At 50.9% G+C, this 22,097-nt stretch carries 27 protein-coding genes and 1 riboswitch; of the genes, 5 read left to right on the forward strand and 22 right to left on the reverse strand.

Annotation, left to right across the window (positions count from 1 at the left end; genetic code table 11):
- Positions 1-102 precede the first annotated feature (102 nt).
- On the reverse strand, positions 103-420 hold the full coding sequence (locus MYS68_RS33345; protein WP_110843120.1) for a hypothetical protein: 318 nt from the start codon (positions 418-420) through the stop codon (positions 103-105).
- Between the two features lie 185 nt (positions 421-605).
- Here MYS68_RS33345 and MYS68_RS33350 point away from each other — a divergent pair, with 185 nt between their 5' ends.
- The 4 genes from MYS68_RS33350 (at position 606) to MYS68_RS33365 (ending at position 3,296) form a co-directional block, all read left to right on the forward strand.
- Complete coding sequence (locus MYS68_RS33350) at positions 606-950, forward strand: helix-turn-helix domain-containing protein (RefSeq protein WP_110843119.1); 345 nt, start codon at positions 606-608, stop codon at positions 948-950.
- Positions 951-1,228: 278 nt separating this feature from the next.
- Positions 1,229-1,312: riboswitch (cyclic di-GMP riboswitch) on the forward strand.
- Between the two features lie 77 nt (positions 1,313-1,389).
- Positions 1,390-2,106: an EAL domain-containing protein gene (locus tag MYS68_RS33355; RefSeq protein ID WP_110843118.1), complete on the forward strand. Its 717-nt coding sequence runs from the start codon at positions 1,390-1,392 to the stop codon at positions 2,104-2,106.
- Positions 2,107-2,151: 45 nt separating this feature from the next.
- The gene (locus tag MYS68_RS33360) at positions 2,152-2,505 is read left to right on the forward strand and encodes a hypothetical protein (protein WP_110843117.1); all 354 of its coding nucleotides are present in this window, start codon (positions 2,152-2,154) and stop codon (positions 2,503-2,505) included.
- Entirely contained in the window at positions 2,502-3,296 is a 795-nt protein-coding gene (locus MYS68_RS33365) for a GGDEF domain-containing protein (RefSeq protein ID WP_110843116.1), read from the forward strand. The genes MYS68_RS33360 and MYS68_RS33365 overlap by 4 nt, the downstream gene beginning before the upstream one ends.
- A 110-nt stretch (positions 3,297-3,406) precedes the next feature.
- Here MYS68_RS33365 and MYS68_RS33370 read toward each other — a convergent pair whose 3' ends face one another.
- From MYS68_RS33370 to MYS68_RS33420, 11 genes are all read right to left on the reverse strand, one after another.
- Entirely contained in the window at positions 3,407-4,504 is a 1,098-nt protein-coding gene (locus MYS68_RS33370) for a GerAB/ArcD/ProY family transporter (protein ID WP_245954958.1), read from the reverse strand.
- Positions 4,505-4,510: 6 nt separating this feature from the next.
- Positions 4,511-4,759 carry a hypothetical protein gene (locus MYS68_RS33375; protein WP_110843114.1) on the reverse strand — a complete coding sequence of 83 codons (249 nt, stop codon included), beginning with the start codon at positions 4,757-4,759 and terminating at the stop codon, positions 4,511-4,513.
- Between the two features lie 9 nt (positions 4,760-4,768).
- Positions 4,769-5,947, reverse strand: coding sequence for a Ger(x)C family spore germination protein (locus MYS68_RS33380; RefSeq protein WP_245954948.1), 1,179 nt, complete (start codon positions 5,945-5,947; stop codon positions 4,769-4,771).
- On the reverse strand, positions 5,944-7,524 hold the full coding sequence (locus MYS68_RS33385) for a spore germination protein (RefSeq protein ID WP_248929879.1): 1,581 nt from the start codon (positions 7,522-7,524) through the stop codon (positions 5,944-5,946). The genes MYS68_RS33380 and MYS68_RS33385 overlap by 4 nt, the downstream gene beginning before the upstream one ends.
- 124 nt (positions 7,525-7,648) lie before the next feature.
- The gene (locus tag MYS68_RS33390) at positions 7,649-9,370 is read right to left on the reverse strand and encodes a methyl-accepting chemotaxis protein (protein WP_110843112.1); all 1,722 of its coding nucleotides are present in this window, start codon (positions 9,368-9,370) and stop codon (positions 7,649-7,651) included.
- Positions 9,371-9,465: 95 nt separating this feature from the next.
- A complete protein-coding gene (locus MYS68_RS33395; protein WP_110843111.1) occupies positions 9,466-10,110 on the reverse strand; it encodes a GGDEF domain-containing protein in 645 nt (214 codons plus the stop codon).
- Between the two features lie 10 nt (positions 10,111-10,120).
- The gene (locus MYS68_RS33400) at positions 10,121-10,480 is read right to left on the reverse strand and encodes a response regulator (protein ID WP_110843110.1); all 360 of its coding nucleotides are present in this window, start codon (positions 10,478-10,480) and stop codon (positions 10,121-10,123) included.
- A 188-nt stretch (positions 10,481-10,668) separates the two neighbouring features.
- Positions 10,669-12,993, reverse strand: coding sequence for a VirB4-like conjugal transfer ATPase, CD1110 family (locus MYS68_RS33405; protein ID WP_248929880.1), 2,325 nt, complete (start codon positions 12,991-12,993; stop codon positions 10,669-10,671).
- Positions 12,986-13,351 carry a PrgI family protein gene (locus MYS68_RS33410; protein ID WP_110843219.1) on the reverse strand — a complete coding sequence of 122 codons (366 nt, stop codon included), beginning with the start codon at positions 13,349-13,351 and terminating at the stop codon, positions 12,986-12,988. Before MYS68_RS33410 ends, MYS68_RS33405 begins: the two co-directional genes overlap by 8 nt.
- Before the next feature lie 34 nt (positions 13,352-13,385).
- The gene (locus tag MYS68_RS33415; protein ID WP_110843108.1) at positions 13,386-13,742 is read right to left on the reverse strand and encodes a hypothetical protein; all 357 of its coding nucleotides are present in this window, start codon (positions 13,740-13,742) and stop codon (positions 13,386-13,388) included.
- A 27-nt stretch (positions 13,743-13,769) separates the two neighbouring features.
- Positions 13,770-13,955 (reverse strand): Spo0E family sporulation regulatory protein-aspartic acid phosphatase, encoded by a 186-nt coding sequence (locus MYS68_RS33420; protein WP_248929881.1) that lies wholly within the window; start codon positions 13,953-13,955, stop codon positions 13,770-13,772.
- A 169-nt stretch (positions 13,956-14,124) separates the two neighbouring features.
- On the opposite strand from MYS68_RS33420, the gene MYS68_RS33425 reads away from it, so the two are divergent.
- Positions 14,125-14,376: a helix-turn-helix domain-containing protein gene (locus MYS68_RS33425; RefSeq protein ID WP_054819090.1), complete on the forward strand. Its 252-nt coding sequence runs from the start codon at positions 14,125-14,127 to the stop codon at positions 14,374-14,376.
- A gap of 2 nt (positions 14,377-14,378) precedes the next feature.
- Here MYS68_RS33425 and MYS68_RS33430 read toward each other — a convergent pair whose 3' ends face one another.
- The 10 genes from MYS68_RS33430 to MYS68_RS33475 form a co-directional block, all read right to left on the reverse strand.
- Complete coding sequence (locus tag MYS68_RS33430) at positions 14,379-15,218, reverse strand: VirB6/TrbL-like conjugal transfer protein, CD1112 family (protein ID WP_110843106.1); 840 nt, start codon at positions 15,216-15,218, stop codon at positions 14,379-14,381.
- A 67-nt stretch (positions 15,219-15,285) separates the two neighbouring features.
- Entirely contained in the window at positions 15,286-15,585 is a 300-nt protein-coding gene (locus MYS68_RS33435) for a glutamyl-tRNA amidotransferase (protein WP_425454001.1), read from the reverse strand.
- 5 nt (positions 15,586-15,590) lie between these two features.
- The gene (locus MYS68_RS33440; RefSeq protein WP_110843105.1) at positions 15,591-17,360 is read right to left on the reverse strand and encodes a VirD4-like conjugal transfer protein, CD1115 family; all 1,770 of its coding nucleotides are present in this window, start codon (positions 17,358-17,360) and stop codon (positions 15,591-15,593) included.
- Positions 17,347-17,538 carry a hypothetical protein gene (locus tag MYS68_RS33445; RefSeq protein WP_110843104.1) on the reverse strand — a complete coding sequence of 64 codons (192 nt, stop codon included), beginning with the start codon at positions 17,536-17,538 and terminating at the stop codon, positions 17,347-17,349. The genes MYS68_RS33440 and MYS68_RS33445 overlap by 14 nt, the downstream gene beginning before the upstream one ends.
- Positions 17,539-17,576: 38 nt before the next feature.
- On the reverse strand, positions 17,577-18,482 hold the full coding sequence (locus tag MYS68_RS33450) for a hypothetical protein (protein ID WP_248929882.1): 906 nt from the start codon (positions 18,480-18,482) through the stop codon (positions 17,577-17,579).
- Positions 18,479-19,375, reverse strand: a complete 897-nt coding sequence (locus MYS68_RS33455; RefSeq protein ID WP_080835113.1) for a PcfB family protein — start codon at positions 19,373-19,375, stop codon at positions 18,479-18,481. Before MYS68_RS33455 ends, MYS68_RS33450 begins: the two co-directional genes overlap by 4 nt.
- A complete protein-coding gene (locus MYS68_RS33460) occupies positions 19,293-20,708 on the reverse strand; it encodes a relaxase/mobilization nuclease domain-containing protein (protein WP_248929883.1) in 1,416 nt (471 codons plus the stop codon). The genes MYS68_RS33455 and MYS68_RS33460 overlap by 83 nt, the downstream gene beginning before the upstream one ends.
- A gap of 14 nt (positions 20,709-20,722) precedes the next feature.
- A complete protein-coding gene (locus MYS68_RS33465; protein ID WP_245954943.1) occupies positions 20,723-21,163 on the reverse strand; it encodes a plasmid mobilization protein in 441 nt (146 codons plus the stop codon).
- A gap of 222 nt (positions 21,164-21,385) precedes the next feature.
- A complete protein-coding gene (locus MYS68_RS33470; RefSeq protein WP_248929884.1) occupies positions 21,386-21,703 on the reverse strand; it encodes a type II toxin-antitoxin system RelE/ParE family toxin in 318 nt (105 codons plus the stop codon).
- The gene (locus tag MYS68_RS33475; protein ID WP_079913945.1) at positions 21,681-21,971 is read right to left on the reverse strand and encodes a type II toxin-antitoxin system Phd/YefM family antitoxin; all 291 of its coding nucleotides are present in this window, start codon (positions 21,969-21,971) and stop codon (positions 21,681-21,683) included. Before MYS68_RS33475 ends, MYS68_RS33470 begins: the two co-directional genes overlap by 23 nt.
- Positions 21,972-22,097: the final 126 nt, after the last annotated feature.

Genomic DNA, 22,097 nt, shown 5'->3' on the forward strand with positions numbered 1-22,097 from the left:
ATTCGCGGCGCGATTGATACATCCGATCAATCGCGCTTCCACGTCGGCAGCAATGCCGTAACCATTTTACATCCATCAAGCTTTCTCTCTGAAGACAACCTCCTATTCCATTTCGGACAATTTCGTATCGGATTCCATCCATAGCAGTTCCTTGAACAAAAAAGCAACAAACTCTTCTTCAAGTCCCATGTTCCAAGCTGTCGCTATACATTCGAGCAGTTGCTCCTTGCTAAGCAGCCTCGTGGCAACCCTCCCCCTTATTTCTCGCATTCCATTCTCAGTCTGTTGACTTACGTTTTCCAATAGTCGAGTCATTCTTGTAATCTCCTTGGAAAGCTGGACCACTTGATTATGGCTCAAGCCGATTTCCTGCCGCTTCCCATACAATACGGTCTGCGCAGCGATCATGAAATGATGCATGACTTCTGACTCCTTTTTATCGAATATTGGCTTAAAGGAATTTGTGACAAAATAAACTCCGTGGAAAATTATATCGCAAAGATTTTCAAGGTACAATCAATTGAATAGACTGTAGTTTAAGAGTACTCCATCCCTCCGACTGCTTTGACTACACTTTACTATAGAGAGGGGTTGTGAGGGACATTATGTCTACCTTTGCACAAATAGTCGGAGCAAAAATTCGCTTATACCGCTTGGAGCAAAATTTGACTCAGGAAAAACTAGCCGAATCGATCGGCATGGCCGCGACATATCTTGGTCAGATTGAACGCGGCGAAAAAAACGTCAAACTTCAAACGATTGAAAAAATTGCTTTGGCATTACATATGAGCGTATACGATTTATTCAGCGACGAGAAAGAGTCCTATCTGCAACAAAAAAGATGGTTATGGGCCAGCATTCTCTTATTGCTCAAACACAACGATGCCAAACAGCGACAAGCGTATCGTATTTTACGGGAACTGTTGGAACCGGCAACCGAAGATTCGTAAAAAGTGATTCAAGCTATGAAAAAAGCAAGCGGTTGGGACGATCTGAACCAACCGCTTGCTGCTTATTTACCGCGATTCTCTATGTTAAATGGCAAGTCTTTACCGATTTTTTGGATAAATACGGTTTCTTAGGAACACCCGTTTGGAAGGAGTTGGCGCTTTTTGCGCGAATTATTGGGTATAAAGAAGGATTTTGTCGTAAATGATCTAACTTCATTCAAAAGGGGGAGGTTCTATTCGTAGGTCCTCAGGCTGATCCCTTTCTTTCAGGATCATAAAAAACGAAACGGCAAACCCATTGAAAAATGGGGGCGCAAAACTTCAGGCCTAAGGATGATATCTATGGTAGCTGGGTTGCCGAAATGATGCTTCCGAGCTCAAAGCTGCCCCAGATCGGGGTGGCTTCTTATTTTGATTCTCAGCAAAGGGAGTAGCCTCGATGCCGAATATTGAACAATTAATAGTACAAAACGATTTTTATCATGTGTTCCAGCCCATCTTGGGGTTTCCCGAAAAGAGAATCCTTGGTTACGAGGCCCTCATTCGCAGTAACTCCAACATGAATCCGGATCTTTTATTTCAGCGCGCCATGGAGCAGAACAAGTTGTTCGAAGTCGATTCTTTTTCAATTTTCCAGGCGATTTCAGCCTACTTTGAATTTCCGGGCTCACGTGAACATAACCTGTTGTTTATTAACATATTCCCTTCAACTTTGGTCTCGCCTTTATTTATCGACTTACTCGACTCCCTTGCCGAGCGATTCGAGCTATATAGAAACCAAATCGTATTTGAGATTAACGAGTCCATTTATGAGGGCCTCTTATGGAAAAGCGCTTCTTTCAGAGATGCCATCCGATTGCTGCGTGAACTGAATTTCCTGATAGCCCTGGACGATGTAGGAGATGGAACAACTTCTTTTCGAAATATTGTGGACGTCTCGCCTGATTTTATCAAAATCGACCGATTCTTTGCTTCTGACTTGAGTACATCCAGGAAAAAACAAAAAGTTGTCGCACTGTTTGCCGAGTACTGCAATAACGAGGCCAATCTGATCCTGGAAGGAATCGAAAAAGAAGAGGATTTGGATACCGCGCTGTCTTTGGGTATCAAGATGGGACAAGGCTATTTATTCGGAAAACCGAATCGGTTAACGTAAACGGTTGAACGTGAAGTCTCACCCGAACACGAAGGAGTAATCAGGATGCAGGATAAACTGAACTATTTCCGCAAAGCAACGCTCTCTTTAAAAATTTCAGAGTTTGAAGTTCCGCCCATGCAGGATTTGTTGATCATCGGAAAAAAAGCCCCGATCGGGCCGGAAGCGGTAAAGCGAATGGCGCAGGCGCTATCGCCGGAACAATTTACAATCGTTAAACTGGAGCACGCCAAAATTGAAGCGGTCTTGATTCGGAACTCCCTTCTTCAAATGTTGGACGAACGTTTGCTGATGCAAATCATAATGGAAGAAGCGGACCGGTTGATCAGCGACAACATGGTGCTTCGTTCCGAACTGAAAATTTCGGTATCGGTTCAGCGGGAGGTGGAGTTACAATGAAGGTGGCGGAATTCATGTCATCCCCCGTCTATACGGTTTCAACTGAAAGAAGCGTCCAGCATGTGTCGGATGTAATGAATGAACTTGAAATCGGTTCGTTGGCCGTCACAGATCATGGGACAATCGTAGGAATTATTACGTCGCGGGACATCCGCTCTTCCCACCCCAATCGGATTGCAGCCGACGCAATGACCCCAAGCCCGATCAGCATTTCGCCTGACCAATTTGCTTGGGAAGCGTTGGAATTGATGGAGCGGCATCGCATTGAACGACTTCTTGTCGTCCATGAAGATCGGGTACTCGGGATCGTGACCCGCGAGAAGCTTCAAATCAAACTGAACCAGCTCGTTGACCCTCTAACGGGACTGTACCGCGCACCTTATATCCAACATATCGGCGAACATTTTCTGAACCGTCGCCAACATTTCCGTTTGCTCTTTATTGATCTCAATAATTTCGGTGAAATCAACAAATTGCACGGGCATCCGGTAGGGGACGATTTTCTTGTCGAGTTCTCCAATCGCTTGCGTGCATTAACGAGCGAACAGGATTACGTATGCAGGTACGCAGGGGATGAGTTTGTTGTGATTACATGCCGGAATGAGCACGAGGCCTTGCAATTAGAAACTGCCCTGTCCCAACCCGTCGTCATTCATAACGTTACATTATCCGCATCGGTGGGAATCATAAACGGCTATCTCGTACCTGACTTTTTTTCGCTGCCTTTTCGAGAATTGATCAGCAGAGCCAGTCTTCTATCCACTTCTTTGAAGCAAAAATCTCTTGCATGATAGAAAACTCGACTTTTTGCTAAACTTGGGAGCGTAAAAAGCGTCAAGCATTCTGACACGCTTCCTCAGCGTGAACAGAAGGTTGGCGCTATTATTTTATTATGGATGGTTCAATCCTGTATATTTTTCTTCTCCCAAAGTCTTCTGAACCAGGCCAAACCGAGCAACGCCGCGGGAATGCAAACCAATACCGTCAGCGCCGAAAAAATGATCGAAGTCGATAAAGCGTGCGTCAATTCCTGCAGGTTGGGCGCAACCCATATGCTCATTAATAGCAGCAAGAAGCCTACGGGGAGTACGATCGGACGGTAATCCCGGAGCTCCATCCATTGAGCAGTGCCCAATACGCTTACATAAAAGAAAACACATATTTTAACGAACGCCCCCAATACCCAAATGGCCATAAAAATCGACTCCAGGTGCGTAAAGAAATCGGCCAGGTTGATGTATCTGGCGACAATCAGAAAGGGATAGGTATAGTTTCCTGTTATATCCCCCAACAGCAACAGCGTTGCCAGGTTGGATGACACAAGCGTCACAATGACGGCCAGCAAAGTGATCGCCATGCTTTTTTTCACTTTTCCCGCACGGTTTGCAAATGGAATTAAAAACGACACCGTCAGAAATTCGCTGAACCATGCTTGCAATACAACCGCACCGGAGAGGGAAGGCCCGATACCTTCTCCCATGATCGGCAGCATCTTCAGAATATGAAGCTCCGGAAGAAGGGGGAGGATCAGAAGCAGAAAAAGAAGCGCAAAAACAGGAATAAATAGATCGGCGAATCTCGCAATGATTTCCACGCCGCTGCGAACTACAACGGCGCATACAAGCACCATGCTCCCGGATACTACCAGCAACGGCGTTTGGACAAGAAACGCTCCGACTACAAATTCGCCGTATTCCCTCACGATGACGCCGCCTAAATACAAATAGTACAACAGAAGAATCAACCCAAACACTTTTCCCAACATTCGACCTAGAATGCGTTCGCCTGCCTGAACGAGATTTTCGCCCGGAAACAATCGGTGAATGCCGAGCGCAATCCAGATTGCAATGACCCCGCTGAATGCCCACATCGGAGAAATCCACAAATCCTGCTTGGCAAATTTATATGTAATTGCCGGCGTGCTTAATATAGCCGTCGGAGTTACCGCCAAATACATCATTTTTCCGATTTGCAGGACGGATATGTTTTCTTTTTTCATCACCCATCACCCGCTCCTTTGTAAGGCGAGCTTCTCCAGCAAGTTCACCAGCGGTTTGTAAATAACATCCATCCACTCCGTAGGACCCGGCATTTGGGGATCAAGAACAAGCAGGATTGCCAATATCGCCCCCAATCCGGTCAGGACGCCATAAGCCGTCTTCTCCCTCTTGGTATAAGAAGGCATGGCGCGCCAATCATGCAAAATCATTAAAGCGAGCACCGCGGCAACGCCCAGCAATCCCCCCCATATCATGATCCAATGTCACCTCTGTTCCGGCTTAAATATGCTTTTGTTGGTCATGCCGGGACGGACAACTTTGACCTTGGCTTGTACGTTGACTTCCAAATGGGAATAAAGATCGTCCCAGCGGTCCTTGTTTCGGTTCCACTCCCTCGGGTACTTCCGATAGAAGGCGTCCGCGAAATTGAAAATATCGGCTTTCATCTCTTTTTGCGCGCGTTTTAGCGCCATTTGAATGCGACGTTTAATATCGTCTTCGAGCTCGCGCTCCAACTCGCTGATATGGTCCGGCACGGAAAGATCAAGATCCGATGTATTTTCGATGATGTCGTCCCGGGTCTCGATCCGAACCGTCAGGCTCCATTGCCTCCCTTGAATATGCGGGATTAACTCGGTGCGGCTTTTGAGCAACTGAAGCGACACGAGTCCCTTGCCTTTGCCCGGGGAAACGGTCACCGTCGCTTTTTTCACTTCGTTTCTCAACCACATGATTCCCCGCGTCTCGGCATCGTTCATTCGTCCGATCATCTTGCCGTTTTTCAGGACTGCCGAGCCGATAATGTATGCGAATGCGGCCTGTTTTCCATCGCCAGGCTTGATTTCTACCCAGGGAATGACAGCCGATCTGGATCTTCCCGCCATCATTTCGGCCAGTTCTTTTATCGTAATATTCAGCCCGGTTTCATTTTCGGCCATTTTGCGCAAAGCTTGCGAAACCGAGCGTTCAATCGGCGGATCAAGTTCCAGTATCTCGCTCGCGGGACTCTGACTGACGAAAACATTGGCCCGCTCCCGCGGAATCGGGTGCCTCGTCAAAAATTCCATCGGTTCGGCGAGTCCTTCTTTCGCCAGCCGCTGACCGAATACGAATACTTCGTCCTGGCCCCAAAACACTTTGCGGCTCAACACTTGCTGCAAATGGGATTCCGCATCGGCCATCGATACACCGCAGGAGGAACGAACGACCGACTTGCCGGAACCTCCGCCGGTGTCTGAAGATAAGCTTCCCGATTGTTCGGAGGAAGATGGCGATACCACATATTGCTTAACGGAAAGCTCCAGTTTCCGATCTTCCGTCAAGTCCAATCCACCGGCCGTAAGAATCGCCAAATCGTTTACTTCGGTCCGATCCCAACATCCGGACAGCAGCACCGACGAGACAATCAGCCCCCCCATCAACATAGCACCCGATCTCGTCAATCGTCTGTCTCCCCTTTATGCGGGCCCGGACGTTGACCGGCGGGCTGCCTTCTGGGATTCCACGCCCCCGTCATATGGGGACGTTTGGTCATGAGCCAGCGCGGAGCGCGCCAGAGCACATCGTTCAGACTGCGTGATTGCATCGGGGCCAAGGGAGCCATATACGGAGCGCCGAACGAACGCAGTTTGAACAGGTGATTCAGAATGAGTATGCCCCCCATAATCAATCCCAGCAGCCCAAGAAAGCCGGCAAGCACCATCATAGGGAACCGCAGCAGCCTGATGGCAATGCCGACGGTAAAGCGGGGAGCCATAAACGACGCGACGCCCGTTATGGCCACAACCATTACCATCGGCGCAGAGACGATGCCGGCGGCAATGGCCGCTTGACCGATAACCAGCGCTCCGACAATGCTGACGGCGGTGCCGATTTGCTTCGGCAGCCGCGCGCCGGCTTCGCGCAGCGCTTCAAACATCGATTCCATCAGCAATGCTTCGACAATGGCGGGAAACGGGATTTGCTCCCGGGATCTGGCCATTGTGATCAACAGAGCGTTCGGTATCATTTCCTGATGGTAAGTAATAACCGCTATGTAGAAAGACGGACCCAGCAAGGAGATCAAAAAGAACAAATAGCGCAGCCAGCGTATGGCGGTACCGACAACATACCGCTCGTAGTAATCTTCCGGAGACTGCAGCAAGGAGTAAAAGGTGATCGGCGCAATCAGCACGCTGGGCGTACCGTCGATGAGCACGACGACATGTCCTTCGAGCAAGTAAGCGCTCGCCACGTCCGGCCTTTCGGTAGAGAGCAATTGCGGGAACGGGGAGAACGGGTTGTCCTCAATCAATTCCTCAATGTACGCGCTCTCCAAAATGCCATCGATCTCGATTCGTTGCAGACGGCTTGTGACTTCTTCTACCAAGGAAGGGGCTGCAACCCCCTCCAGATAGGCGAGCGCAATCTGCGTACGCGTATAAGTCCCCATATGCATCGTGACGATTTTGAGATGAGGGGTTCGGATTTTACGCCGCAACAGAGCCGTATTGGTGCGAAGCGACTCGATGAACCCTTCCCGAGGGCCGCGCAACACCGATTCGGCGGACGGCTCGTCGATGGCCCGTTTTTCCCATTTCGGCAAGCCGATTGCCAGTCCGTGAGGCTCGCATTCCATCAGCAATACGGGATTTCCGCCGGATATTTCTTCAATCACTTCGGCTGTCGTATCCACTTTTTTTATCGAGGAAACAGCGATTTTTCCGCGAATATCCGCCAGCGTGCAATCCATGGGGAGATCCCGCTGCAACGGAGCGAGCACATGTTGATCCACTTCTTCGATATGAACGAGACCGTCGATATAAACGAGCATAGCTTCCATGCAATTGCCTATGCAGAACTCGTGAAAAATCACATCTGAACAACGGGTATACAAGCGCTGAAGCGCATGAACATTCTCGGACAGATTTGCGGAAAGAACCTGATCGACTTGCCGATTTTCTTCCTGATGTGCTAAGCGTTCGACCTCGCTCTGATCGGAGCGCGGGCGGCGGCTCCAAAATCCTTTCGTCTTCCCCATTACGATCCCCTCATATTTCAATTCCATTTTATTGTTGACAATATGTTCCCTTTTTAATCAGTGTCAATGAGGGGAGCAAACACTAAAAAAATCCCGATCTCCATCGGATGATCGGGACTTGCAGTCATACTTTGAACTTGCCGACTAACGCTTTCAGGGAATCCGACATTTCGCCAAGCTGGCGAGCGGTTTGCAGCATTTCCTGGCTCGTGGCCGCCTGCTCCTCGGTCATGGCCGCAACCTCTTCCGTGAACGAAGCGGTTTCTTCCGTAATCTTCGTAATTTCCCGAATGGAACCTTCAATCGCTTTGCTGCCGGCGGACATCTGTCCCACAGAAGCGGCAACCTCCATGACTTGAACGCTTAAGTTGTTCACTTCGTTCATAATGGCCCGGAACGAATCGCTGGCCTTCAGCATGGCCTGAACGCCATCCTTGACGCCATGGCTGTTCTCGTTTACTTTCTGGACGAGTCCGTTAATGCCGTTCAACATCACTTCAATGGTTTCATGAATCTCAAGGGTCGAATGTGCGGCCTGGTCCGCCAACTTGCGGATTTCACCGGCGACGACGGCAAACCCGCGCCCTTGTTCCCCGGCGCGCGCCGCTTCGATGGCGGCGTTCAGCGACAACAGATTGGTTTGATTGGAGACGTCTTGAATATATCCGACCACATCCCGAATCTTTTCAGACAGCGATGCCAGTTCCGCGGCGGAAGCCTGAATTTCGGAAAACGTTTCTTCGATCCGGCCGATTTTTTCCGCATTTGCCTGCATTTCGCCGGCATTCTCCGTCGCGACGGACTGCGCCCGCCTGGCAAGTCCGGAAACGTCGGTTGTCGTGACGGCAACCTGCTCCAGTCCCGATACCGTCTCCTGCAAAATCGCCGACATCTCTTCCGTCTGGGATACTTGCTGCTCAGCTCCCTGCGCTACGCGCTGAACAGATTCGGAGATTTGATCGGCCGCTTTGTAGCTCTCGTCAGCGCCAACCTTCAACATGGATGAGGAACGTTCCAATTCCAGGGTCTTCATTTGAATATCGGCGATCATGCTTTGAAGACTGGATAACAGCAAATTCGTTTGATCGGCCAAATCCTTCGTTTCGTCCTTGGTTTTCACTGTAATTCGTTTCGTCAAATCGCCGCCGGAGGAGGCAATTTCTGCGATGGCATTCCCGACTTTGCGTACGTTTCTGGCCGTCAATGCGCCGGTGAAGTAAGACGAAATGACCGAAACGATAAGTACCAGCAACAGAGAACCGTATAGCTGCAATCGGAGTTGACCGTTTTTCTTTTCGAGCGCCGACACCCGATTCAACGTGAGCTGTTTTTCGATGGAACGGAACGACGCAAGCTGCTCGCGCAGGGCATCCATATCCTGCTTTCCCGGATCGTCCTGGAAAAACTGCTGGATTCCCTTGTTGTCATTAGCTTTTTTCAAGGCAATTACTTTCTCGCCGGCGTTTTGAATCCAATGTTCCACGTTTTTTTGAATGGCTTTCAAGTTGTCCTGCTGTCTTGGATTGTCGGCCACAAGCTGGAAAAGGGCCTCATAGTGCTTTTGCCAATTGGATTTGCCGTTATTGTACGGGTCCAAATATTTGTTTTCCCCGGTTATAATAAAACCTCTTTGACCGGTTTCCATATCTACCAGATCCTTCTCAATGGACTGGGCCAGACTATGTACTTGCATATCATGATCCGTAATGAACCTTGTTTCCTTCTGGAAAGAGGATAATTGCCGGGTTACGCTAAGAATGGCGAAGACAAAAAAAATGACGACGACCAGAAAACCAAGGCCGATTTTATTTTGGATGCGATTTAGACGGATAGGTACAGTTTTCATAAATTTAAGCGCTCCTTGTTGTAGGTTGAATTCAGAACCGGAATAACGTAAAATGGCTTTGTTCAAATCGTTAAGCCTTGTCTGTGACGCACATGTCAGTCATTGTGTTGGCTGAATTTTTGCTTGTACATTCTCTTGTCCGCCCTTCTCAAGAGCTCGCCAAGATCGGCGCTTTCGTCGGGACAAACCGCATAGCCGACAGAAAGGTGCACGTGCGTTTTTAATTCATTCAGCGATATGGACAGCGCACTGCCAAGGCGTCTCTGGAGCACCCGGGCTCCTTCTTCGTCGGTGTGCGGCACAATGACTACAAATTCATCGCCTCCCCATCGTGCAACATAGTCGTATTTGCTCGCTGTTTTTGTAAGCAGGCTTGAAAGTTGACATAGCACACGATCTCCGGTTTCGTGAGAGTAGGTGTCGTTGATAACCTTGAAGTTGTCTACATCAACATAAAAGACGAGCAGTTTTTTTCGCAGCCTTTGAGATCGGCGAACCAGTTTGGGGAAGAGGCGCTGAATGAACCCGCGATTATACACCCCGGTCAAGTCGTCTCTTTGCGAGAGCCGCAGCAGCGCATCGAACCGCTTGCCGTACAAGTAGGCCAATGGCAAAAAGACCGCGAGCGACATGGCCACGGCCTTATCCACTACATCATAAACAAGTTTAATATAAATTAGCAGAATTGCGACAAGAGAGATAACGAAAACGACAGCTGTAACGCGACCAATCTTGTTCATAAACGCTCGACTATTTCAACGCTTTGGCCAGCGTCTCCAGAACTTTTTCCCTCTGAAACGGCTTGACGATAAAATCTGCGGCCCCCGACGTAATCGCATCGACAACTCGATCTTTTTGTCCCATTGCGGAACAAATGATGATTTTCGCCCCAGGATCCATTCGTTTGATTTCCTTCAAGGCGGCAATGCCATCCATTTCGGGCATCGTAATATCCATCGTGACAAGTTGGGGTCTGTACTGCCTGAAAAATTGCACGGCTTCCTTTCCGTTCTCCGCTTCCGCTATCACTTCAAAGCCGCTGTCGGTTATGATCTCTCTCAGCATCATTCTCATGAACGCCGTATCGTCCACAATCATAATTTTGGCCATGACAACCTCCCTCATGCCAATGCTCTCAAAGGCCTATGATTCCATACCTATTATACTCGAAATTGGCACTTATTTCATAGTCCGCCGTATTAAGAAGCAGTTCATCGTATTTTTGTCGATATCATAATTATTCATCGACAAGAAGGGGCTGACCTAACCTGAGTCCAGCCCCTTCTGGCCGCTTCCTTCTATTCACCAGGCTTCGTCGTCATCAGCCGATACAGCTTCGTATGCCGCGGGAACCTGTCGGTAAACGGAACAAGGGAACTGCCTACCTTCATCAAGCCATTCCCGGCGTCAACATTGGTAATATAAGAGAGTTGAAGGTCCGAAATATTAAGCAGCCCAGCAAGCTCTGCTCGGTCGGTAGCTGCCTGATTCAGCATGACGATAAACTCGCTGTTCGCGAGCATAGTCCGGGCCGTATGACTTTGCAGCAAATCGTCCACGTTTTGCGTAATGCCCGTACAAAAAGCGCCATACTTTCGGACACGCTTCCAAAGCGTGAACAGAAAGTTGGCGCTGTATTCGTGCTGAAACAAAAGATAGATTTCATCGATAATGATAAACGTATTTTTGCCTTTAACCCGATTTTGTGTAATCCGATTCAGAATGCTGTCCAAAACAACCAGCATGCCGATCGGGAGAAGCTGTTTGCCCAAGTCGAGAATGTCGTAGCAGATGAGCCGGTTATGGACATTGACATTGGTCGGCTTGGCGAACGTATTCAAACTGCCGGAAGTAAACAGCTCGATCGCAAGCGCGATGTCCTGCGCTTCCGGCTCCGATTGCTTGAGCAGTTCCGCGCGAAAGTCCTGAAGCGTCGGCGGCTGCCCCTTATAGTTGCTCTGCAAATACTTCCTGTACACGCTGGCGGTGCAGCGATCAATGAGCGACTTTTCCTTGGCTCCCAGCTGGTAACCGCCAATCAATTGCTCGCAAAGCGAGAGGACGAATTCCGATTTGAGAATGATCGGATTGGCTCCGTCGCCATATTGCCGGTTCATATCCATCGCATTGATATGGTTGGGCGAGGTGGCGGATATATGAATCGTCTCGCCGTCCATTGCGTTTACCAGCGCGGAGTATTCCCGTTCCGGGTCGATCAGGATAATATCGTCGTCGCTGGCCAGCATCTGGTTGACGATTTCCCGTTTTGCGGTAAAGCTTTTGCCGGAACCGGATACGCCGAGGATAAAGCTGTTTCCGTTCAGCAATTGTTTGCGGTTGGCGATGATCATGTTTTTGCTAATTACATTTTGTCCGTAGTAAATGCCGCCCGGATGCACGATTTCCTGCGCCCGAAACGGAATAAAGACAGCCGTGCTTTCCGTCGTTAACGTCCGCAGAGCGTGAACCTTCCGCAAGCCGTAGGGGAGCACCGTATTCAGACCGTCCATTTGCTGGTAGGTCAGCGTGGAAAACTGGCACAAATGCTTGCGGGCGGTTGTGAGCAGCGCCTCCGTATCGCTGTCGAGTTGTTCCTTGCTGTCCGCGATGTGGACCATCGTCAGCAGGCCGAACATCATCCGCTGGTCGCGGGTGGTCAGGTCGTTCAGAAATTCTTTGCTCTCTTTGCGTTGCTGCTCCATATCGTAAGGGACCACGGCGGAAAAATTGTTGTTCCGGTTTTGTCGCCGCTGCCAGTTCGTGATGTTCGTCTCCACGCCGAGCAAACGGCTCTCCACTTCGCAAACGGCCTCGTCGGTAGGAATCGGGATGATATCCAGCGACAGCAGCAAATTCCGGTTCAGGTCGCAAAGCTCGGACACCATGCTGTCCTTAATATAGCTGGCGTATTCCCGCAGAAAGATGACGCGGCCAAAAAAGTGGCCCATCCGAAAATGATCTTTTTCAAACTCGAACGTATCCGGGCAAATGTAGTCCTTGAAATCATGCCCCTTACGCATTGTTTCGGACAGATGGAAACGAAAATCCGCTTCCTCGCCGCTCCGAAAGAAATCATGGAAAATGCGCAGACGGTCGGTTGCATCCAGTTCGATACATTTGGAACCGAGACGGGAAAAATGCGACATCAGTTCGGTTCCGACCCTCGCGAAGTATTGACGGGCTTCCTCTACATTTTTCTTGACGACAGAAATGGTAACGTACTTTTCCTGAATCGTTCCGTTCGCGCCGATGGCCTTTGCGAGCAACATCTCGTTGTACTCTTGCCGGTACACATCGAGATGGTCCTGCCGTAGCGGAATCAGAATCGAGCTTTCAAAATCGGCCCGATTCAAACGCCGGTTATGGATTGTAATTTTCGTGGTCGCTCCGCTGTCAAAGGAATTGAGCAGCTCGGAATAAGACAAAAACATCGCTTCCTTGTCTTCCCTGGACGCTACGGCGTAGTTGATATCCTCGAACCGATACGATTTGGAGAACTTGTTGCCGACAAAAAAAATCCCGTCCGGCCAGAGGGCGCGAATCGGGATGACTTGCTGAACGCCTTTCGGAATGACAAATCGTTCCTTGTCCTGCTTGATGATGCGTCTGAGCGTTTTAATCATGGCGCTTCATCCTTTCCTGCTCATGACTATGCATGCTCTTTTTCAGCGCTTCAACATAGATATTGGTCGAATAGAAGACGAATCGCCTTGGCAGCAGAAATTCCGATTTCACATACGCCCAAAGCAGCTGCTCGGCCGTCATGCCGTGATAGCTGATGAAACCCAAGGCTGCGCAGGGCGCGGCCCCCAAAATGCACATCCAACTGAGCGTTTCCAAGCCAAAGCGGCCGCGCAGTCCAAAATATAGTCCGATCGCCACGCCAACAGCAAGCACAGAAAAAAAGAACTGCCGCAAGGACAGTCCAAAGAATAAGCTTTCCGTATAATCCCGGATTTCCCGGTTGATTTTCACTTCCATTTGAAGCCCTCCCATTAACGATGCTCGTTATGGTTTACAGTTCGGCCCCATCCTCCGGTTTATCCGTAGTTGGCTCTGTCTTTTTCGAGCTTGCCAACAACTCATCACCGGATAGAAGAGGATCTGCCAAAAGCGCAAATACAAGCTGAGCACCGTCTCGCATGCCTTGCAAATATATCCATTCATTCATGATCGCCTGCTTAAAATGGTGCTTGTCCTCCCATTCCATAAACGTCGGCAACTGCGTCATATCCACGCCGGAAAACATCGCTTGAAAAGCCGATTCCTCTTCATCGCGACATCTGTGCAACTCGGGATGGCGTTCAATCCGAGCTGTAACGTGATCCAACCGCCGCTGAATCGCGTTTTGAAACCATGACGGTAATTGCATTGATTGCCCCCTCCTCGCGAACGAGTGTTAGCGTAACTGGTGCTCTCGTTCGGCCCTCTTGCGGTGCAGTTGGACGATCAACTCGTCTACCTTCCGGCTTTGAGCCTGAACCGCCTCATTCTCGAACAGGGGAATTCCCTGTTCAAGAGATTTTTTTCCCAGTTCGTTCAACTTCCTTCTTTCCTCCTCTAATTGACCTAGCAAACGTGTCATCGGTCGGCCTCCCCGTGTCTTCATTAGATCGGCGTTCCTGGCTGTCTGAAAGATAGATTGCCTCTCCATTTTATTGCGCAAATCGGTTTATTTTATTTTAATTCGATATTCGCATTAAAACAACGATGCACTCACGTACAATTTTGCTTGTAATGTGAGGTGCATACAAATGAAACATCGAAAAGAACCGCCAGGCGACAAAAATATAATCGGTGTGAGAGTCGTTGCCATCCGCAAGGCAAAGGGGATGAAACAGAAGGAGTTTCTCGCCAGACTGCAAACGGCTGGTCTCGACATCAGTCCTACCAGTCTTTCGCGTCTGGAAGGACAGTATCGGCTTGTCCAAGACTACGAAGTCGTGGCGATTGCTAAAGCGCTGGATGTTTCCGTCCGGGAATTGCTGGGCGAAGAATCGGAATGAAGCTACAGCCCCATCATCTCCCTCACCACCCGGTCCGCCATTTTCACCGTGCCGACGAGAACGAGCATATTAAAAATCAACTCTCCGATATAGGTCCACACCATCGTAACCGCGCCCGCGCTTTCATCGACCGCCGGGGGAGCGGAGGCAAAGGCGGAGTAGATGATGCAGGCGAGTACGATAATCGCTCCCTCCAGACAAGCGGCCGCATACCCTTTGAGAAACGATTTGCCGATATTTTGGCTTGGCTCCCCGGCAAAGGCGGAAAGCGGAACGGGAGCGATGGCCGTATATAAATAGATGCGAAAAAACCGCCCGTACACCGAGAGAATCATCACAAAAGACAACACCGTAATGAACAAACTGCCCAAAAGGGAGACGACCCACAGCGGAATGCTTTGCCAAAAGCCGACGTCTTCAATCGCTTTTGCAATGGTGTTCGGCAAGGTCATGGCCTCCGTCTTTCCGAACCCGGAACGTCCCATCATCGTGGAGATGATTCCCTGAACAATGGTAAACAGCGCCATCATGAGCTCCAGCCCGTAGGTGACGACCGCTTTGGCCAGGACAAACCGGATAAACAGCTTGACGGCCATCTCCGGCTTTTTCATTTCGGCAAAACTGCCGGACGTTTTCACCACGCCAATCACAAAAAACAAGACCAGAAGCGCCAGTCCCGTCGCCTGCAACGCGCCGTGAATGTCGGTAATGACGCGCCACACGCCGCCGCCCTTGAAGTCGGCCGGCGACTCGGTAACAAGCTGCCAGATTTCGTTCATTTTCTCGTTCCATGTATCGAGCGCATGTTCGAGATTGTCAATAATCCAACTGTTTTTGGCCATATTCTCACCCCTTTTCTGTAAACGGGGAACGGACAAATCGCCCGTTCCCCTCATTTGCGACTCCCGTTTAACCGGCAATCAGGGTAAGAATTTCCTTCGTGAAGGTAATGATAATCCCGCCGGCGAGCGTCAGGAACCCGTTCGCTCGCTGGGAAGGATCGTGAGACTTGAGCGACAATCCGATCTGCACAATGCCGAAGCCGAGTATGATCATACCGATGGCCCGTATTAATCCGAATATGAAAGTGGACAAATTATTGACCGTCGTCATCGGGTCGCCCTCGGCATAAGCGGTAGAGACGAATACGGTTCCCGTTAACATCAGCATGATGTACAGTGCCAGCAGCCGTTTCTTTTTGAACTTCATTTTCATCATTCCCCTCGTAAAAATAGCGACTCCATGTCTTCTTCCGACAGAAGCTCGTACTCTCCGTTTTCATCAAGCGTCACGGTTCGCCAATCGAGCGCAAGTTCCGTGCCCCCATGCTGGTAGGGAGGACCGTTGCCATCCGTCGTGAGCGCGACATGGGGATGCCTGAGCAAATCGTATTTGTCGTCCTGAACAGGACGCTCGCCGCGAATAAAGAGCAAGGCATGACGGTTATCGAGAAGCCGCACCTCATCGGGCGTCAGCAAGTCGCGGCCGGACAACTGATAGTTGATCGAATAGCTGCCGCTGCGTCCCTTGCTTTGGCCATAGGTGTTCGTGTCGATCGTTTCCTTGCCCAGCAGCTCCGATACGTATTTGTGGGTGGATTGTTCATTGCCGCCCAGGTACAAAAACACATCGCAGTTCCCAACGATCGATTCCCACGACTCCTTGTACAGCGATTTGAGCTGCGCCAAATTTTGCAGGATGATGGAAACCGAAATCTCGCGGCTGCGCATCGTGGAGAGCAGCTTGTCGAATTCATCGGGCAAGGCAACGTTGGCAAATTCGTCCATCACGAAATGCACGTGCACGGGCAAGCGTCCGCCGTGCCGGTAGTCAGCCTCATACATCAGGCATTGAAAAAGCTGGGTGTAGAGCATCCCGACGATGAAGTTGAAGCTGCTGTCGTTATCGGGAATAACGGCAAACAACGCCGTCTTCTTTTCTCCCATGACAGCCAAATCCATTTCATCGACCAGGCTCATCCCGGCAATCGAATGCAAGTTGAACTTCTCCAGCCGAACGCCTAGGCCGATCAATATCGATTTGGCTGTTTTCCCCGCCGCCAGTTTGAAGATGTTGTACTGTTTGACCGCCAAATGCTCCGGGTCGCGCATCGCCAGCCGTTCAAACAACTCGTCCAGCGGACTCTGGTAGGTTTCGTCTTCTTCCCGCACTTCGGCGGCGGCAATCATCTCCATCACCATCGGAAAATTCTGTTCCTCCGGGGGGGCTTCATAAAGCAAATACAACATGAGTGCCTCCAGCAGCGCCGTTTCGGAACGTTCCCAGAACGGGTCGTTCGTATTGCTGCCCTTTGGCGTTGTATTGCGAATCAGGTTGGTGACCAGCTTCAGCACATCCTTGTCGTCGTTCAAATAGGCGAAAGGGTTGTAGCCGTGGGAGCGGTGAGGATTGATCAGATCGAGCACCTTGATGTCATACCCTTTGGCTTTGAGCAGATGACCGGTATCCCGTAAGATTTCGCCTTTCGGGTCGAGAACAACGAACGACGTATGCGCCTGCATGACGTTCGGTTTGGCATAAAAACGCGTTTTGCCTGAGCCGGAACCGCCTACGACGAGCACATTCACATTTCGGCGATGCTTGCGACCGTCGAGCCCGATGCAAACCTGCTTGGTTAAAATTTTGTTTTGTCCCGGCTGCTTGCTTCTATATTTGGCGCATATGCTTTTCGCCCGGCCCCAGCGGGCGCTGCCGTGCTCCTCCCGTCGTCGATAGTTTCGCGGGGAGGCCAAGTAAATACAGACGCCGAGTCCATAGGCCAGCGTAAAAATGAGTAGGCAGCGCGGCGTATCGTCTACCCACTGAATGTCGAACGGGTGGTTGATCGCCGCGCTGAGATGCTCCACCATCGCCGGAAGCCCGCCGGAAAGAGAAGGGGCGGTGAGCAATCCCGCCCAAACGACGGGAATCAAAAAAACCGCAAAGAGTATCAAATAACTCCTTGCGGTTTCAACGCGCCTCATGATGGCTCCGGCGTTTATGTTTTTGATAAGGGGCTTCAATCGTTTTGAGCAACAGATCATCGACGGCGTCGGTGGGACGCTTCTCGCCGATCAAATCATTACGCAGCGCATTCAGCGCATGCACCACAATGCCATGCTCGTAATAATCCAAACAGAGAATCCGTTCTTCTTCCTTCACAGGCGCTCCCTCCCAAGTAAAATTGAACTTGACGGCGCTTACCTTGCAGGTTCCGGCCGCTGTTGTTGCCGCTGCTGCGCCAGCATCCGGTTCATCCTGCGGGCCATGTCATGCGCGGCATCCTTCATCACCGTCAGTTCGGCGCGAATGTGCTGCGGCTCGATGTCCTTCAGCTTCTCCGGCACTCGATGGAAACCAAAGGAAGACGTGTCTACGCCGAACTGTTTGCACAGCATGTAAGAGGCGCAATATGCATGGAACGTAAAATCGGAACGGCTGTAACGGCCATCGCCGCGATCCAGTTCCGCATGCGCCAGCTCCTGCGCGAGCGACCGGAAAATGTCCCCGGCATCCATGCCGCCGCGGATGACAATATTCCGCATGTCTGGCTGATAGAGCGCATGCGTTTCCGGCGGCATCGCATCCCCAATGACGATTGGAACAGGGGCGCGATCCATCAGCGCTTTGATACGCATCCGGTCGTCCGGATAGGCCGGTTGTTCCCGTTTTGGGTTAGCCGTCGTTTGCGCGATGTCGAACATCTTTTTGAGGTTATAACTGATGCCGGTGCTGCCGTCTTCCCTCCGGTACTCCTCGCCCGGCTCCAAAATATAAAAGCCGGTTTCCTTGCGGCGAATAAACACGCCTTGTTCCTTCCACGAATCGAATTCGGCGATGCGGGTCGCCTCCGGCCGCTGCGTGAGAATCAGCAGCGCATTGGATACGCTGTAGCGGTCAAAACGGCTTTGCACATCCAGATATCGCTGAAATTCATCACCGCTTTGCGCGATGGCGGTCGTGGCGGCATCAATCGTCTCATAGGCCCATTGCCTGAGTTCCTGCTTTTTCTGTGCCCACGCTTCCTTGTCAAAAGGTTGCTCGAATGGATTCGTGGAAGAATGGCCGGATGTTTCCTGCCGGAATAAATCGTCCAGATTGCTCATTTCGCTTTCCCTCGCTTTCGGGTTCCGATTGGTTTGGTTTTGCCCGTCTTCGATTTTCCATTATGTCGCTCGCTTCGCTTGGGCAGCGACGATTCCTTGACCATCTGACGCCGTTCTTTCTCCGCCTTCCGATTTTCTTCCCGGATCTCTCGAAGCAGTTCGCGGATCGATGACCGCTGCGGCGCTGTCTTGGCTTCCGGTTCAATCGTACCCCTTGCGGATGCTTCGCTGCGCCCGGAGGTAGGCTCGGACGGATGGGGCGGCTCCGTCGTCGCCATCATGGGGTTTGGGTTGCCGTTCGCCGGGGAAGTTGGCTGCGCCGATTCGGGCCTCTGCATCAGTTCGGCCAAAAAATCGTCGGCGCTCTTCGCTCCTGGCGTTCCCTTGACTTCCGCTCCTTGTACGCCCGTCCTCTGCCGGGTTTGGTCCGATGCTTGTTGTTGACGCTCCCCGAACGCTGGATGGTCCTGCTGTTTCCCGGCGCGGGATTTCTCAATTTCGCTCTTGATGCTGGCTGTATCCACGGTCGCCAGTTTGAAGCGCTCGACGATGCGGTTGATTTTGGATGCGTCCTCGGCCCGCACCATCACGTCGCATAACCCATCGACATTCTTTTTGTCCCGCAGGGCACAGTACAGAACGCCGTAACGTTTGGCCTCCTTGCAGAAGGTAGGCAAGTCTTCGTTTTTGACGGCAAATACTTTCAATTCCTTGCCGCTGCGGAGCAGGCTTTCCAGACGAATGCTGCCCTTTGTCCGTTTCTGCCCCTGCAGGGCGGCAAACAAATAGACGGCCAGATGCTTAGCGCCTTCACCGGAAATCTTGGCCATCACCTCGATGCCCCGCAGACTCATGTTGACGACCTGATCGGCCGCCTCGGCTCCACTGCTCATGAATGGCGTCCTCCTTTCGATATGGCTTGTACTGCTCGTTCCCATAAAGTTTGGTCATCATTTCACTCGACCGGGAAAGGATACCCGCACAAAGTTTCACCTCCTTTCGGAACTTGACAAGCCGCTTGGACAGCGCGGCAATTTGCTCTTTGTGAGCAACGATCTGGCTTTCCTCCTTGCAGCGGCGAAGACGGTTGTACAGCGCTTTGCGCTCGCCGTAAAGCAAGCGCATCTCTTGCCGGGTGACAGATACATAGTCCAAAAGCTGATCCTTGCTGGAAATACGGTGCTGACAGAGCAGCTTGGTCTGCGCGGTAATAACCGCCAAATGCCGCAAGTCTTCCCGCAATAAAAAATGCGTCCTTCTGGGGGACGCGCGAAAATGAGGCCATATGCCCATCTCATATAAATAGCGCAGGTACAATGCTTGCAAGCCGCTGAACTTCCTGCCGGATCGAAGCGTTCCTTTGCAAACGGCCCGTCTGCGTCGCGGCATGGGTAAAGACGGTTGCCGCCGGGGGAGACGGTTTCGTAAAATACGCTGCTTCAGAGCCTCTTCGGTGTAATCTTCTCCCAGACTGCGCAAACGAACGAAGCGTTCCTTGCCCGGTGGACGAACCGCCATATGCTTCACGGTCGTTTTCACTTCATAGCCCTGCTTCTGCAAAGCAGCGATAAACTGGGTCCACGTCATGGATGCTGCAATCGCCTGATCCACATCGGTCCGAATCAATCCTCGCCAAGTCGGCTTGCCTTCCTGATCCGCTTTCCATTCTCCGTAGTGCTTGGCCTTGCCCGGCTCGGGCTGCTCAATTACTGACAATGCATGTTCCCGGCATAACCGGTCGGATGTTCTCCGCAGAAGTGCGTAGGAGGCTTTGTTGTCGTAATACCGTCTGCCGTCTATAAAGGAAACGGAGTTGAGCACGAAGTGATTGTGCAAATGCTCCTTGTCCAGATGGGTCGATACCACGACTTCAAAGCGATCTCCCCATAGCTCCTGCGCCAGCTTGACGCCGATGGCATGCGCGATCTCCGGCGTAGCTTCGCCCGGCGCAAACGCCTGATACCCGTGAAAAGCCACAATGCTATCCGTCTTTTGAAACTGCCGCTTGGTGCGCTGCATTTGCTCGTATGCGGTGAGTGGGTCGCAATTGATGCCGCTCACATAAAGCTGCCTTTCCGTTTTGACATCCGCTTTTGCATATTCCAGCACCTGCCGCAAGCCTTCATTCTTCTCGGCGCGATCTTGCGCTGTTTTGTCGGGATTGATGGCGTAATCAATCACCCGCTTCAATCGGTCGGTGACATCCCATATCGCCGTCGTCGCCATACGTGACGCCCCCTTTACGGCGGATGCACATTTGGAGTCGCTTGCTCGGTTCTTCTCTCCGGCGAAGTCACGGCCTCCTGGATATGCTGCACCGCGCGGCGCAACCGATCGGCCTCCTGCTGGAACACCGCCCGATCCAGATGGCCTGTCGCATGCGCTTTCACCGCCAGTTGGTTGAGATTGTTGCCGATGGCGTGAAGCTCGCGCATCATGGCGTAATAATCCGGCGGCGGCAGCGCCTTCGGGATATAGCCATTGATCAAGGAACGGAGATAACCTTCCCGTGAAAGTCCGGATTTTTTCGCATTAGCTTGGAGTCTTGCGTCTTCTTCATTGTTCACCCATACCTGAATGCGAATCCCTCGTTTTCTCATCGCTTTCGCTTCTTTCTTCAAAAGAATGGTCTTAATAAAAATGCTAAATGGCTTCTGCCGTCTCTGAAAAATACCGTTCATTGTTGCAACCTTTATTCTTGAAAAACAGCGTGTTGTTTAGATGTGGGGTATTAGGGGCCTGCCCCTAACAAGCCGAATTTGGGAGACCAAATTCAGTGCTTGCTGCAACACGAGACAGTCGTCTCGTGTTGCCTTCAAAAGCACCTACCGGGAAAAAGGGAGGACCCCAAAAACACAAAAAAGACGCCGATCCGCTCGGGCGTCTTCCGCAGAACTTTTTTGTTATCGCACCAACCAGCGGTAATCCTGGCGGCAGTCTACTATGAAATCAACATACACGATTTTATCCTGAATCTGATACAACACCAGATACCATTTATCTACGAACATCTTGTGATACTTGTTTGACGGGATAAATTCCGCTTCGAGAAAAGGATAACGTTCCGGCATTTGCGCCAAGGAACGTATCGCATGCAGCAATTCGTTTTTCGTTTTTCGCGCCGCATCCGGATTTTTTTCCGCAAGGAATCGCACATGAACCGCCAGCATTTGGCGGGCGCGATCGGAAACGATGATCTTATAACGGGGCATCTTTTCCATGCTGAACCTCGTCAATAATGCCCTCCAGGTAATCGTCCAGTTCATCTGGCGTCACACCAACACGGCCCGCCAAACGATCCTCTTGCACAGCGAGCAGTTCTTCGCGCAGCTTTAACATCTTCTCGCGACGCGAGTACGTCTCAATGTCCATCACGACGAGATCGCCTTCACCGTTCTTGGTCAGATACACCGGTTCCCCGGAAGATTTGCATAGATCGGCGATTTCATTATAGTTTTGCCGGATACTGGCGGAAGGTTTGATAATCATCTTGGTCACTCCTTGCATAGCTGTATATTGATTTTATTATACCTATTACATGCTATACAATCAATGCGGTTGCGCTTATCCTCAATCTATTCACATCTTATCCACATGCTGCGAAAATTTTCCGTA

The sequence above is a fragment of the Paenibacillus hamazuiensis genome, from assembly GCF_023276405.1.
Lineage (GTDB): Bacteria > Bacillota > Bacilli > Paenibacillales > NBRC-103111 > Paenibacillus_AF > Paenibacillus_AF hamazuiensis.